Annotated in this window: 17 protein-coding genes; 6 read left to right on the top strand and 11 right to left on the bottom strand. The window is 64.8% G+C overall.

Annotated elements, in window-relative coordinates:
* Window positions 1-49 precede the first annotated feature (49 nt).
* The 6 genes from AB3N21_RS01955 (at window position 50) to AB3N21_RS01930 (ending at window position 3,362) form a co-directional block, all read left to right on the top strand.
* Window positions 50-610 carry a hypothetical protein gene (locus AB3N21_RS01955; protein WP_367933634.1) on the top strand — a complete coding sequence of 187 codons (561 nt, stop codon included), beginning with the start codon at window positions 50-52 and terminating at the stop codon, window positions 608-610.
* A 79-nt stretch (window positions 611-689) separates the two neighbouring features.
* On the top strand, window positions 690-1,562 hold the full coding sequence (locus AB3N21_RS01950) for an S-methyl-5'-thioadenosine phosphorylase (RefSeq protein ID WP_367933633.1): 873 nt from the start codon (window positions 690-692) through the stop codon (window positions 1,560-1,562).
* A gap of 46 nt (window positions 1,563-1,608) precedes the next feature.
* Complete coding sequence (locus tag AB3N21_RS01945) at window positions 1,609-1,734, top strand: hypothetical protein (protein ID WP_367933632.1); 126 nt, start codon at window positions 1,609-1,611, stop codon at window positions 1,732-1,734.
* 135 nt (window positions 1,735-1,869) lie between these two features.
* Window positions 1,870-1,980, top strand: coding sequence for a hypothetical protein (locus tag AB3N21_RS01940; protein ID WP_367933631.1), 111 nt, complete (start codon window positions 1,870-1,872; stop codon window positions 1,978-1,980).
* Between the two features lie 61 nt (window positions 1,981-2,041).
* Entirely contained in the window at window positions 2,042-2,671 is a 630-nt protein-coding gene (locus AB3N21_RS01935; RefSeq protein WP_367933630.1) for a LysE family translocator, read from the top strand.
* 151 nt (window positions 2,672-2,822) lie between these two features.
* Window positions 2,823-3,362: an adenine phosphoribosyltransferase gene (locus AB3N21_RS01930; RefSeq protein WP_367933629.1), complete on the top strand. Its 540-nt coding sequence runs from the start codon at window positions 2,823-2,825 to the stop codon at window positions 3,360-3,362.
* 18 nt (window positions 3,363-3,380) lie between these two features.
* Here AB3N21_RS01930 and AB3N21_RS01925 read toward each other — a convergent pair whose 3' ends face one another.
* The 11 genes from AB3N21_RS01925 to coxB all read right to left on the bottom strand — a co-directional run bounded on the left by AB3N21_RS01925 (window position 3,381) and on the right by coxB (window position 13,343).
* Complete coding sequence (locus AB3N21_RS01925) at window positions 3,381-4,796, bottom strand: FAD-binding oxidoreductase (protein ID WP_367933628.1); 1,416 nt, start codon at window positions 4,794-4,796, stop codon at window positions 3,381-3,383.
* Between the two features lie 38 nt (window positions 4,797-4,834).
* The gene (locus AB3N21_RS01920; protein ID WP_367933627.1) at window positions 4,835-5,656 is read right to left on the bottom strand and encodes an MBL fold metallo-hydrolase; all 822 of its coding nucleotides are present in this window, start codon (window positions 5,654-5,656) and stop codon (window positions 4,835-4,837) included.
* Between the two features lie 106 nt (window positions 5,657-5,762).
* The gene (locus AB3N21_RS01915; RefSeq protein WP_367933626.1) at window positions 5,763-6,347 is read right to left on the bottom strand and encodes a GNAT family N-acetyltransferase; all 585 of its coding nucleotides are present in this window, start codon (window positions 6,345-6,347) and stop codon (window positions 5,763-5,765) included.
* Window positions 6,347-7,609, bottom strand: a complete 1,263-nt coding sequence (locus AB3N21_RS01910) for a M16 family metallopeptidase (protein ID WP_367933625.1) — start codon at window positions 7,607-7,609, stop codon at window positions 6,347-6,349. Before AB3N21_RS01910 ends, AB3N21_RS01915 begins: the two co-directional genes overlap by 1 nt.
* Window positions 7,606-8,994 (bottom strand): threonine synthase, encoded by a 1,389-nt coding sequence (gene thrC / locus AB3N21_RS01905; protein WP_367933624.1) that lies wholly within the window; start codon window positions 8,992-8,994, stop codon window positions 7,606-7,608. Before thrC ends, AB3N21_RS01910 begins: the two co-directional genes overlap by 4 nt.
* Window positions 8,995-8,999: 5 nt before the next feature.
* Window positions 9,000-9,668 (bottom strand): SURF1 family protein, encoded by a 669-nt coding sequence (locus tag AB3N21_RS01900; RefSeq protein WP_367933623.1) that lies wholly within the window; start codon window positions 9,666-9,668, stop codon window positions 9,000-9,002.
* A 215-nt stretch (window positions 9,669-9,883) separates the two neighbouring features.
* The gene (locus tag AB3N21_RS01895) at window positions 9,884-10,702 is read right to left on the bottom strand and encodes a cytochrome c oxidase subunit 3 (protein WP_367933622.1); all 819 of its coding nucleotides are present in this window, start codon (window positions 10,700-10,702) and stop codon (window positions 9,884-9,886) included.
* Window positions 10,703-10,724: 22 nt separating this feature from the next.
* Window positions 10,725-11,300, bottom strand: coding sequence for a cytochrome c oxidase assembly protein (locus tag AB3N21_RS01890; protein ID WP_367933621.1), 576 nt, complete (start codon window positions 11,298-11,300; stop codon window positions 10,725-10,727).
* On the bottom strand, window positions 11,300-11,464 hold the full coding sequence (locus tag AB3N21_RS01885) for a hypothetical protein (RefSeq protein ID WP_171173572.1): 165 nt from the start codon (window positions 11,462-11,464) through the stop codon (window positions 11,300-11,302). Before AB3N21_RS01885 ends, AB3N21_RS01890 begins: the two co-directional genes overlap by 1 nt.
* Window positions 11,461-12,417, bottom strand: coding sequence for a heme o synthase (gene cyoE, locus AB3N21_RS01880; protein WP_367933620.1), 957 nt, complete (start codon window positions 12,415-12,417; stop codon window positions 11,461-11,463). The genes AB3N21_RS01885 and cyoE overlap by 4 nt, the downstream gene beginning before the upstream one ends.
* Window positions 12,418-12,506: 89 nt before the next feature.
* Window positions 12,507-13,343 (bottom strand): cytochrome c oxidase subunit II, encoded by an 837-nt coding sequence (gene coxB, locus AB3N21_RS01875; RefSeq protein ID WP_367933619.1) that lies wholly within the window; start codon window positions 13,341-13,343, stop codon window positions 12,507-12,509.
* Window positions 13,344-13,372 lie beyond the last annotated feature (29 nt).

Below are 13,372 nucleotides of genomic sequence, written 5' to 3'. Positions count from 1 at the left end.
CGCGGCAACGTGACTTGCCTGGGCTAGAAGGCTGGGACAAGCCTGATCCATGCGATGGCTGATCCTTCTCATGCTGCTGGCCCGCCCGGTGCTGGCGCAGGACCTGCAAGGCAATGACACGCCCGGCAACTGGCGCGTGACGCATCATCAGATCTTCGGCATCTGGAATTCGATGTGCGACGAGCGCGAAGAGGACGGCGCACTGCGCCAGCGCTGTTACATCCGCCGGGTCGACGTGTTTTCCCCGCGCCCCAACTTTGCCGCGCAGTTCCTGTTCATCACGCCCGAGACCGAGGGCTACAAGGTAGAGTTCGGGATGGAGGCGGGTACACTGTTTCACCCCTCGGGCTTTCGCATCGAAGGGGAGGCAGGCGAGGTCTGGCGCACCCGGCGGCCCGGATGCGTGACCGGGCTGAGCTGTGTCTTTGAACTGGACGCGGCGCAGGGGCTGATCGACGCGATGCAAAGCGGCTCGGCCTTTCGCTTCACCTTTCGCGACCGTCATGGGCAAGCGCAGGACCTGACCTGGCGGCTGGACGGGTTTGGCGAGGCGTGGACGGATTTCAACACGCAGTCCCGTGTGCGCAACCTGATCCCCGCCCGGAACTGACCAGCGTCACGCTTGAAAAACCCCGCGCAAGCGCCCACAACATTCGCATAATTCCGACGCACAGGCAGGGAGAGCGCACGTGGCCAACACCAAAATCGCCGTCATCGGCGGATCGGGCATCTACGAGATCGACGGGCTGGAGCAGCCGGAATGGGTCACGGTGGAAGGCCCGTGGGGCGCACCCTCGGACCAGATCCTGACCGGTACGCTGGGTGGCGTCGAGATGGCGTTTCTGCCCCGCCACGGCCGCGGTCATGTGCATGCGCCGACCGAGGTGCCCTATCGCGCCAATATCGACGCGCTCAAGCGGCTGGGGGTGACGGATGTGATCTCGGTTTCGGCCTGCGGATCGTTCCGCGAGCATATGGCGCCGGGGGATTTCGTCATCGTCGATCAGTTCATCGACCGCACCTTTGCCCGTGAGAAAAGTTTCTTCGGCACCGGCTGCGTGGCGCATGTGAGCGTGGCGCATCCCACCTGCCCGCGTCTGGGCGACGCTTGCGAGACGGCGGGCAAGGCGGCGGGCATCACCGTGCATCGCGGCGGCACCTATCTGGCGATGGAGGGGCCGCAATTCTCGACGCTGGCCGAATCGAAGATGTACCGCGAGCAGTGGGGGTGCGACGTGATCGGCATGACCAACATGCCCGAGGCGAAACTCGCCCGCGAGGCCGAGCTGTGTTACGCCTCGGTCGCCATGGTCACCGATTATGACAGCTGGCATCCCGATCATGGCGAGGTGGACGTGACCGCCATCATCGCCACCCTCACCGGCAATGCCGAGAAGGGCCGCGCACTGGTCAAGGGCCTGCCGGCGCTGCTGGGGGCTCAGCGCGCGCGCTGCCCCCATGGCTGTGACCGGGCGCTAGAATACGCCATCCTGACCGCGCCCGAGAAACGCGATCCGGCGCTGCTGGCCAAGCTGGATGCGGTGGCGGGCCGCACCTTGTGACACGTCTGCGCGGGCTGGATGCGGGCGGTGTCTGGCCTTTTGCGGCATGGTGCTGGTCAATTTCCGCATCGCCGCCAATGTGCCGGATGGCTCCGATTGGGCCTCTGTCCCGATTAGCGGCCTCGAGGGCCGTGCCGCCGCGCTGTTCATGGTGCTGGCGGGATCGGGGTGACGTTGAGTGCCCCGTCCGCGGGCCTGATGGCGCCGGGACGGCAGAGCTTGACGCTCTATGTCGCGCATATCCTGCTGGGCAGGGGTGCGCTGGAGGCGCTGGGGCTGCTGAACGGCGCTCACTGCGCGTCGGATCATGGTCATCGGGCTGGGATTTTGCGTGTTTCGTTCGCTCTACGCGATGATCTGGGGCCGTGCTTTCCGGCGGGGTCCGCTGGAGGCGGCGATGCAGAGGATATCCGGCTGACGCGCCTTGCAAAACGTGGCGCTGTAAATCAGGGTTGCCCGGAACAACCCGGAGCAACCGCATGTCCCTTGATCTTTGGCTGACCTTTGTCGCGGCCTCGACCGCCCTGCTGCTGATCCCCGGCCCGACCGTGCTGCTGGTGCTCAGCTATGCGTTGTCCAAGGGGCGCAGCGTTGCGGTGGCCTCTGCGTCGGGCGTGGCGCTTGGGGACCTGATCGCCATGTCCGCCTCGCTGTTGGGGCTGGGGGCGCTGGTGTTGGCCTCGGCCACGCTGTTTTCGGTGCTGAAATGGGTGGGGGCCGCCTATCTGGTCTGGCTGGGGATCAAGCTGCTGCGCAGCGCGCCCAACGAAGGGCTGGCCCCGGTGCGGACCGGTCGAGACGTCACCGCGCACGGCGTCTTTGGCCATGCCGCTGCCGTCACCGCGCTTAACCCCAAATCCATCGCCTTCTTCATCGCCTTCGTGCCGCAGTTCCTGCGCCCGGACCAGGCGCTGCTGCCGCAATTCGGCATCCTGATCGCCACCTTCGTGGGCCTGGCCTGGATCAATTCGCTGGCCTATGCGCTGCTGGCCGACCGGCTGCGGCGGCTGATCGGGCGCCAAGGCGTTATCACCGGGCTGACCCGGGCCGGAGGTGTGACCCTGATGGGGATGGGGGTTGCAACCGCCCTGCTGCGCCGCCCGGCCTGACCGGGCGGGCCGCTCCGGGCCAGGTCGCAAGCGGCGCGGAGGCCCAGTGATGCGAAAACGCTGACCTGCCGGAAAACCGATCCGGCGGCCCTTGCGCGCGCGAAGATGATGCGCGAAACCCTCGGGTGATCTGACCACCAAGGGGGCCCGAATGCCCAGAAACACCTCCGTCAAGGACTATATCCGCACCATCGTCGACTTCCCGCATGAAGGGATCATGTTCCGCGATGTGACCACGCTTTTTGCCGATCCGCGCGGGTTCCGCATGGCGATCGACCAGATGCTGCACCCATACGCGGGCGAGCGCATCGACAAGGTTGTCGGGCTTGAGGCGCGCGGCTTCATCCTGGGCGGCGCCATCGCGCATCAGCTGAGCGTCGGCTTCGTGCCGATCCGCAAGAAGGGCAAACTGCCGGGCACCACGATCAGTCAGGATTACAAGCTGGAATACGGCGAGGCCATCGTCGAGATCCATGACGACGCCATTCAACCCGGAGAGACGATCCTGGTGGTGGACGATCTGCTGGCCACTGGCGGCACCGCGGCGGCCGGGATCAAACTGATCCAGCGGCTGGGCGGCGAGATCGTTTCCTGCGCCTTCATCATCGACCTGCCGGATCTGGGCGGGCGCAAGGTGCTGGAAGATCTCGGCATGGACGTGCACGCTCTCTGCGCGTTCGAGGGTGCATAGCGGGCCTTTGGCTGCACGTCAGGCGCGCAGCACCGCGCCGGGGTTCATGATCCCCGCCGGGTCGAGCGCGGCCTTGATCGCCCGCATGGCGGCCAGCCGCACCGGGTCGCCATAGCGTTCCAACTCGCCCACCTTCATCCGGCCAATCCCGTGCTCGGCACTGACCGAGCCGCCCATTTCGTGCACCAGGTCGTGCACCGCCCGTTGCACGGCCTCGCGCTGATGGTCGTTGTCGGCGCGGTTGCTGCTCGGCATGGGAAAGACGTTGTAATGCAGGTTGCCATCGCCCACGTGGCCGAAACTGTTGATCCGGAATTGGCCGATCCCCGCCACCGCCTCGGCCCCACGCCGGATGAATTCCGGGATGGACGAGAGCGGGATGGAAATGTCGTGGCTGGATAGCGACCCGGTGAGGCGGTTCGCCTCGGGGATGCGTTCGCGCACGGACCAGAGGTCGGCCCGCTGCGCCTCGGACCGGGCAATCACCCCGTCCAGCGCCAGCCCCTGCTCTGCCGCCTGTTCGAATATCGCTTCGAGCGCTGAGGTGGGGTCCAGCCCCCCGGCCAGACCGACCTCGATCAGGACGCACCATTCGGGCCGTTCCGCAAAGGGCTGCCGTACGTCCGGCAAGACCTCGTCGAGAAACCGCAGGCCCTGCCCGTGGATCAGTTCAAAGGCGCTCACCGCCTCGCCCACGCGGCTGCGGGCCAGTGCCAACAGGCCCAGCGCCGCCTCGGGCGACGGCACCACGATCATCGCGGTGCCGATCCCGGCGGGCACCGGGCTGAGCTTCAGCGCTGCCGCCGTGATGATCCCCAAGGTCCCCTCGGCCCCGATCAGCAGGTTGCGCAGATCGTAGCCGGTATTGTCCTTTCTCAGCCGGGTCAGCCCGTGCCAGATCCCGCCATCGGGCAGCACCGCCTCGAGCCCCAGACACAGATCGCGCGCATTGCCGTAGCGCAGCACATTCACGCCGCCTGCATTGGTCGAAAGGTTGCCGCCGATCCGGCAGGAGCCCTCGGCCGCCAGCGACAGCGGGAACAGGCGATCCACTGCGAGCGCCGCATCCTGCACGTCGGACAGGATGGCGCCGGCCTCGGCCACCAGCACGTTTTCGGCCGGATACACGCCCCGGATCGCGTTCATCCGCTCCAGCGAGATCAACAGCGGCGCGGGGCCTTGGGGCATCACCTGCCCGCCAACCAGCCCTGTGCCGCCGCTATAGGGCACCACCGGCACCCGCGCCTGTGAGGCCGCGCGCACCAGCGCCGAGACCTCCTCGACCCGCCGGGGCAGCGCAAGCAGGCCCGCCTGCCCCGCAAACCGCCCGCGTGGTTCGGAGAGGTACCGGTTCTCGACAGGGCGCAGCACATCCTCGGGCAGCACGTCGCGCAGGCGCGCGATAAAGCTCTCGTCAGCGGGGTTCAGGTCCATACCCGATCCATGCCGAAACCGGCCGCGCCCGGCAAGCGCTATTCCTGTTCGATGAGATATTGCGGTTCCAGCACCACCACCGTGGGCCGGTCCGGCAGCGTCCGCAGCGAGACTTCGATCTCGGACACCCCGTCACGCTGCACCGGGAACTCGTCCTGGATACCAACGGTGAACGCGCCCAGCGAATAAGTCGAAAACCAGTGCATCGGAATGATGATCGAGCTTTTGAGCCGCTTCAGCACCTTGATCATATCCGGCAGCGGCATGGTGGTGCCGCCATCCACCGCCGCCATCACCACGTCCAGCCGCCCCAGCGCGGCAAACTGCGCCTCGGTCGGCACGTGATGCAGGTGGCCCAGATGGCCGATGCACAGCCCCTCGACCTCGAAGACGAAAATCGAGTTTCCCTTTTCCTCGACCCCGGCAAAGGAGGACCGGATATCGGTCGAGACATTGCGGATCAGCATTTCGCCCAGATCCAGATGATGCTCGATCCCCTCGCCGAACGGCCCCCAGCCCGGCAGCACGTGGGGAATCGCGGGATCGGGATGCGCGGTCCAGTGGGTTTCATGCGCGTGGTTCATGGTCACCACGTCCGGGATCAGCGGGGCGCTGCCGATGAAGCCAGTGAAATCGGTGACCGCGGTGATCCCACCGGGCGTCTGCAACAGGAACGAGGCGTGGGCGATATAGCTCAGCCGCACGGAATAGTCCGGCACCGGGTCCTGCCAGTTGGCCTTGTGCAGATACTCGATTCCGGGCGCGGCATCGGCCAGCGCGATACAATGGCTCGGCCGCCGCTCCTGCGCCGCCGCCGAAGCGCCCCAGACCATCGCCACTGCCAGAACAACCCAACGCATTCCGCTAGTGTAGCCCAATAGCCTTACAAGTCACGCACCTGCTCTTCATCTTTTCAGAAATACTCCGGGGTTTGGGGCAACGCCCCAATGGCCCCAACGGGGCCACCTACCCTACATCCGTCCGGCCACGCCGGTCGGAGCGCAGGCTGGCATAGAGCACATGCGTCCGCCACCGCCCGTTGATCTGCAGATAGGACTGCGCCACGCCTTCGTATTTGAACCCCGAGCTTTCCAGCAGCCCGCGCGAGGCGGCGTTTTCGGGCAGACAGGCAGCCTCGATCCGGCTCAGGTCCAGCCGGGCGAAGGCATAGTGGACCAGCGCACCGATGGCCTCGCGCATGTAGCCGTGCCGCGCATGGGCCTGCCCGGTCCAGTATCCCAGCGTCCCCGCCTGCGCCGGGCCGCGGCGGATGTTGTCCAGCGTGATCGCGCCCACCAGCACGTCGTCCTCGCGCCGGAACAGAAACAGTGGGATGGCCGTGCCGTTGGCGACCGAGCGCTGCGCCCAGTAGACGCGGTTGGTGAACGCCTTGCGGCTCAGGTGATCGGCGGCCCAGCTCGGCTCCCACGGGGTCAGGAAATCCTTCGAGGTCCGGCGCAGGGCCGTCCAGTCGCGGAAATCGGAATGCACGGGCGGGCGCAGGCTGAGGCGCTCGGTCTCGAGTTTCAGCTTGCGCTTGCCCAGAAGCATCACGCTGCGCGCCTCTCCTGCAATTGGGCCAGGGTCGGTGCCGCCGCGATCGGACCATAGAGCGCCAACGCCGCCGGGGCCTTGACCGCCATGTCTTCGGCAAAGTCACGCACATCCGCCGTCGTCACCGCATCAATCTTGGCCACGGTTTCCTCGAGCGAGGGCACCTTGCCCCAGATCTGTACCAGCCGCGCCAGACGTTCGGCCCGGTTCGAGGGGCTTTCCAGCCCCATCAGCATCCCGGCCTTCATCTGGGCACGGGCGCGGGCGACCTCTTCGGGGCTCATGTCCTCGGCGGCGCGCTTCATCTCGTCGATGGTGATGCCCGCGAGCTCCTCGACCTGCCCGGCGGAGGTTCCGGCATAGATCGTGGTCGAGCCGGTATCGGCATAGGCGCCGGTCTGCGCGAAGATCGTGTAGCAGAGGCCGCGCACCTCGCGCACCTCCTGAAACAGGCGCGAGGACATGCCGCCGCCCAGCGCGCTGGAATAGATCTGCGCGGTATAGATCGTGTCGTCGCGATAGCCGGGGCTTTCCAGTGCCAGCGCGAAATGGGCCTGCTCCAGCGCCTTTTCGCGCCGCGCCTCGCCGCCGGTGAACCGGGCCGGTTCCGCGATCAGCCCTTTGCGGGGTGTCAGATGGCCGAACATCTCTTCGGCCAGTTTCATCAGCTGGTCGTGATCGACGGCGCCTGCGGCGGACAGAATCATCTGCTCGGGGCCGTAATGCTCGGCCACGAACCCGGCCAGATCCTCGCGCGAAAACGCACTGACCCGTTCGGTCGGGCCCAGAATGGTCCGGCCCAGCGGCTGGTCGCGATAGCTTTCCTCCTGCAGCCAGTCAAAGATCACGTCATCGGGGGTGTCGTGGGACTGGCCGATTTCCTGCAGGATCACCCCACGCTCGACCTCGATCTCGCGCGGGTCGAAGATCGGGTTCATCACGATATCCCCGATCACGTCCATGGCCAGCGCCACGTCGTCCTTGAGCACGCGGGCGTAGTACGCCGTCACCTCGCGCGAGGTATAGGCGTTGATGTAGCCGCCCACATCCTCGATGGCCTCGGCAATTTCCAGCGCCGTGCGCCGCTCGGTGCCCTTGAACGCCATGTGTTCGAGGAAATGGGCAATCCCGTTCTGCTCGATCCGCTCGTGGCGGCCGCCTGCGGTCACCCAGATGCCGATGGCCGCTGATTGCAGCCCCGGCATGTGTTCACTGACGATACGAAAGCCGTTGGCCAGTTGGTCTTGTTTAACAGTCACGCAGTAATCTGCCCTCTGATGTGGTCCTGGATGGCGCCCAGATCGTTGGCGATGCGGGTCACCCGTTCCGGCCTGTCATACAGATCAGACATGCGGGGGGGAAGAGGCGGATGTATGCCGCTGGCCTGTTCCACCGCGGCAGGGAATTTCGCCGGGTGTGCAGTGGCGAGCGTGATCATCGGAATATCGCCCGCACGGGCCTCTTCGGCCACTTTCACACCGACGGCGGAATGGGGGCAGAGCAGCTCGGCGCCGGATGTCAGGGTGGCCTGGATCGTGGCGAGCGTCTCGCCCTCGGAGGCGCGGCCCGAATCGAAGCTTTCCCGCAAGCTTTCCATCGCGCCCTGGCTTACGTCAAAGCCGCCCTGTTTCAGCTCATCCATCAACTGCGCCACAGCGCCTCCATCCTCGCCATAGGCATAATAGAGCGCACGTTCGAAATTGGAGCTGACCTGAATGTCCATTGACGGGCTGATCGAGGGGATGGTGTCGCCCTTGTAGTACCCCTCGCCCGAGAGGCAGCGGTGCAGGATGTCGTTCTGGTTGGTCGCCACCACCAGCCGGTCGATGGGCAGGCCCATGCGCTTGGCGATGTAGCCCGCAAAGATGTCGCCGAAATTGCCGGTGGGCACGGTAAAGCTGACCTTGCGGTGCGGTGCGCCGAGGCTGGCGGCGGCGGAGAAGTAATAGACCACCTGCGCCAGCACTCGGGCGAAGTTGATCGAGTTCACGCCCGCCAGTTTGACCCCGTCGCGGAAGTCGAAATCGTTGAACATGTCCTTCACGGCGGCCTGGCAGTCGTCGAAATCACCGTCGAGCGCCAGCGCGTGCACGTTGCTGTCGGCGGGCGTTGTCATCTGGCGGCGCTGCACCTCGGAGACGCGGCCATGGGGAAAGAGGATGAAGACATCCACCGCGTCGAGCCCCCGGAACGCCTCGATCGCCGCCGAGCCGGTATCGCCGGAGGTTGCGCCCACAATGGTCACCCGCTCGCCGCGTTTTTTCAGCGCCACCTGGAACAGCTGGCCGATCAGCTGCATGGCGAAATCCTTGAAGGCCAGCGTGGGGCCGTGGAACAGTTCGAGCAGGAAGTGGTTTTCGTTGAGCTGCTTCAGCGGCGCGCGGGCGGCGTGGCCGAAGCCCTGGTAGGCCCGGGCGATGATCCCTTTGAACTCATCCTCGGCAAAGGAGCCGCTGACATAGGGCCACATGACGCGGAACGCGATCTGCTCATAGGGCAGCCCGGCCAGGGCGGCGATCTCGTCCTGGCTCATCTGCGGGATTTCGGCGGGCAGGTAGAGGCCCCCGTCGCGGGCCAGACCGGTCAGCATGGCCTCTTCGAATGTCAGCTCGGGCGCCTGCCCTCGGGTCGAGATGTATTTCATCGCTCTCAGCTTTCTGCTTTGGCGCGGCTGCGCCACAGGAAATAGGCGGTCATGGCAGCCCAGACCAGGGCCAGGCCAAACCAGGTGACGGCATAGTTCAGGTGATCGTTGGGAATACCGGCGGTGTCCACCGGCAAAGGCGTGATGTCCGGGTCGGTCCGGTTGCGGGCGATCAGCAGAACCGGTTCGGTCTCGAGCGCCTCGGCCAGCGCGGGCACATCGCGGGCGAACCAGATATTGCCGCCGAGGTCCGGGTCGGGCGTGTAGCCGTCGATCTCATCGGGCCAATGGATGTTGCCGGCGATCTGCATCGCGCCCACGGTACGCGGGGAGGTCTTGGCCTCGGTCCGGACGAAGCCACGATCCACGAGGATCGTGCGCCCGTCCGTCCGGAACGGCGCGATGATGCGGTAGCCGGGGCCCACATGCTTGACCGAGACCAGAACGTGAATTTCGCCGGGCAGCATCTCTCCGGACATGGTGACCGGCAGGTAGCGGTCCGTGTTCGCATCGGGCGCGGCGGGCAAGGCCAACGAATCGCCGTCGATGCGGGTGTCGATCTCGGCCAGCAGTGCCTCTTTCCACGCCAGCCGCCGGACCTGCCACGTGCCCAGCGACAGCAGCACCGCCAGCCCGGCCAGACCGAAGATCAACAGAAACAGGATACGGCGCATGTCAGGTCCCGAGTTCGAAGCGGCGCGAGGGGCGCCCCGCGAGCCGGCTTGTTGTTATGGTTGGAGCGCCCGGGATTGCAACCGTGCAATTGTAATGGTGGCAATTTGACGTGGTGCGGGAAAAAGAAAAGCCGCTTGGAAGCGGCTTAAGCGGTTTGAAAACCGCTTGGACAAGGCGTTTGCAAACGCCTTGTCGCTTGGTTTGACCGCCGGGATCAGTGGAACAGCGGTGCCTGGCCCCAGATGTAGACGGCGAAGAACAGGAACAGCCAGACCACATCGACGAAGTGCCAGTACCAGGCCGCGGCCTCGAAGCCCACGTGCTTTTCCGGGGTGAAATCGCCACGCATCGCGCGCACCAGGCAGACGGTCAGGAAGATGGTCCCGATGATCACGTGCGCACCGTGGAACCCGGTGGCCATGAAGAAGTTGGAATAGAACTGGTCACCGCCAAATTCCCAGCCTTCATGCGCCAGCAGCTCGGCATATTCGTAGCCCTGCAGGAAGGTGAAGATCACGCCGAGGACGATGCCGATGGCCAGACCCTGAACCAGTGCCTTGCGGTCGTTTTCATGCACCAGCGCATGGTGCGCCCAGGTCACCGCGCAGCCCGACAGCAGCAGCACCAGTGTGTTGATCAGCGGCAGGTGGAACGGGTCGACCGCGTGGATGTCCGGCGCGATGTACTCGGTGCCCACATAGTCCTGCATCGGGTACATGCGGTGCTTGAAGAAGGACCAGAACCAGGCGAAGAAGAACATCACCTCGGACATGATGAACAGGATGAAGCCGTAGCGCAGGCCGATCCGCACCACGGGCGTGTGATCGCCCACGCGGCTTTCGGCCACCACATCCGACCACCATGCGAACATGGTGTAGAGCACGGCCAGCAGCCCCGCCCAGAACATGTATGGCGTGATATCGTGCATCCACAGCACGGCGCCGCACAGCATGGTGAAACCGCCGGCGGCACCGATCAGCGGCCAGATCGACGGGTTCAGAATGTGGTAGTCATGGTCTTTCGCGTGTGCCATCAGCGTCCCTCACCTTGCGGCATTAGTTCGTGTTGTTTTCTGCCTGCGCTTCGAGGGCGGCATAGCCCTCGGGCAGGTCGATTTCGTAGAATGTATACGACAGCGTGATCGTATGCACATATTTCGCTTCGCGATCCTCGACGATTTCGGGATCGACAAAGAAGGTCACGGGCATCTGTACCCGCTCGCCCGGTTGCAGCACCTGCTCGTCAAAGCAGAAACAGGCGATTTTCTCGAAGAAGCCACCGGCGGAGTATGGCGTCACGTTGTACGACGCCTGCCCGGCAACCGGGCGGTCGGTGGGGTTGTAGGCCTCGTAAAAGGCCAGCCCGGTTTCGCCGATGCGCATCTCCATCTCGCGCTCGACCGGCTTGAACTCCCACGGCATGCCGCGTTCCTTCGAGGCGTCGAAGCGCACCTTGATGGTCTTATCCAGAATGGTGTCCGAGCCCTGCTCGGCCACGCCGGTGGCGCCGCCAAAGCCGGTCACGCGGCAGAACCAGTCGTAGAACGGGACCGAGGCCCAGGCGAGCCCGCCCATCAGCACAACCACGCCCACCAGCTGGATCACCGTTTTCTGAGGACCGCTGAGCGCCATCAGTTCTGTACCTCCGCGCCGCGGGGCGGCTCGAAATCGCCGCGGGTGACCTTGACCACCGTCAGGCCGAAGATGATCACGATGAAGGCCGCCAGCGTCAGTGCCACGCCCAGATTGCGGCTGAACCGGCGCTCGTGCAGCTCATGCGACTTGCGCAGGCTCATGACCAGCCTCCCAGCCCGTAGGGCTTGAGCAGTGCTTCGGCCAGAATCGCGCCGAAATGCAGGAAGAGGTAGAGCAGCGACAGTTTGAAGAAGCCACGTTCGACCTTGAAGTTATCGGCCTCGGCATCGTCCTCGTCGCGGCGCGAGATGGCCCAGGCACCGCGCAGGAACAGCGCGTTCAGAACCAGCGAGACGGTCAGGTAGATCGGGCCGCCGATGCCCGAGAACGAGGTGCCCACGGCAAAGATCGCCAGCAATGCGGTGTAGACCAGGATGTGCACCCGCGTGGCGCGGCGGCCATGAGTTACCGTCAGCATCGGCACGCCTGCATCGTCGTAGTCCGAGCGCATGAAGAGCGCCAGCGCCCAGAAATGCGGCGGCGTCCACATGAAGGTCAGCGCAAACATCAGCCACGGCTCGACCGCCATGGACCCGGTCGCGGCAATCCAGCCGATCACCGGCGGGAAGGCCCCTGCGGCGCCGCCGATCACGATGTTCTGCGGCGTCGAGCGCTTGAGCCACATCGTGTAGACAACGGCGTAGAAGAAAATCGTGAAGGCCAGGAAGGCCCCGGCAAAGATATTGGTGGCCAGCGCCAGCATGATCACCGACAGGCCCGACAGTGCCAGACCGATGGCCAGCGCCTCGCCCTCTTCGACCTTGCCCGTGGGGATCGGGCGACCCTTGGTGCGCTTCATCACCCGGTCGATATCTGCGTCCCACCACATGTTCAGCGCACCCGAGGCACCGCCGCCGATGGCGATGAACAGGATGGCGCAGAAGCCGATGACGGGATGTACCGTTACCGGCGCGGCGACCAGCCCTACAAGAGCGGTAAACACCACCAGCGACATCACGCGCGGCTTCAGCAGGGCGAAATAGTCGCCAAAGCTGGCCTCGTCCTCGCGGCCCCTTTTTCGGGCTGGGCTGGCATTGATGCTTGCGTCGCTCATCTTTGGTCCTTTGGGCGCGAAAGGTGCGCGGAGACCACGCACCCTACATCATTTGCAAATGGGCGGGGTCGGCCCCGCCCCTAGTCAGATCAGTTCGATGCCACCTGATAGGTTTGCGGAATGCCGGCATACTCTTCCTTGGCGCCCGCCAGCCATTCGGCATAGGCCTCTTCGCTGACGACCTTGACGGTGATCGGCATATAGGCGTGGTCCTTGCCGCACAGCTCGGAACACTGGCCGAAATAGATCCCTTCCTGATCCGCCTTGAACCACAGCTCGGCCAGACGGCCCGGCACGGCGTCCTGCTTCACACCGAACGAGGGGATGGTCCAGGAGTGGATCACGTCGGCACCGGTCACCTGCATCACGATGACCTTGTTCACCGGAACGACAACGGCGGTGTCGGTGGCCAGCAGATATTCATCCTTGCTGTAACCGTTATCCTCAAGCGCTTCGCGGCCCAGCATGAAACTTTCGAATTCAAAGCCTTCGTCGACGTATTCATAGCCCCAGTACCACTGGTAGCCGGTCACCTTGATAGTAACGTCCCCCTCGGGAATTTCCTGCTGGTTGAACAGAACCGGCAGTGAATAGGCGCCGATATAGACCAGGATCAGAATCGGCCCGATCGTCCATGCAATCTCGACCGGCGTAAAATGCGAGAACTTGGCGGGCGTCGGGTTGGTCCGGCTGTTGTAGCGCACGATGCAGTACACAAGCAGCGCACCAACCAGAATGCAGACCGCCGTGATGATGACCAGAATCCGGCCATCGAGCGATTGAATACCGCGGGCCAGTTCGGTCGCGGCGGGCTGAAAGCCCATGGCGCCGTCAACCGGCTTGCCGATGATCTCCAGGTCCTGCGCCATGGCGGGCAGGCTCGAAAGGGCGGCAAAAAGCCCCGAAAGCGTCAAAGCATTCTTCATTTTCTGTCCTGATCGTTTGATCTTTGCGT

The sequence above is a fragment of the Ruegeria sp. genome (genome assembly GCF_040830605.1).
Taxonomy (GTDB): domain Bacteria; phylum Pseudomonadota; class Alphaproteobacteria; order Rhodobacterales; family Rhodobacteraceae; genus Ruegeria.
This window is presented reverse-complemented; position numbering and strand designations above follow the sequence as displayed.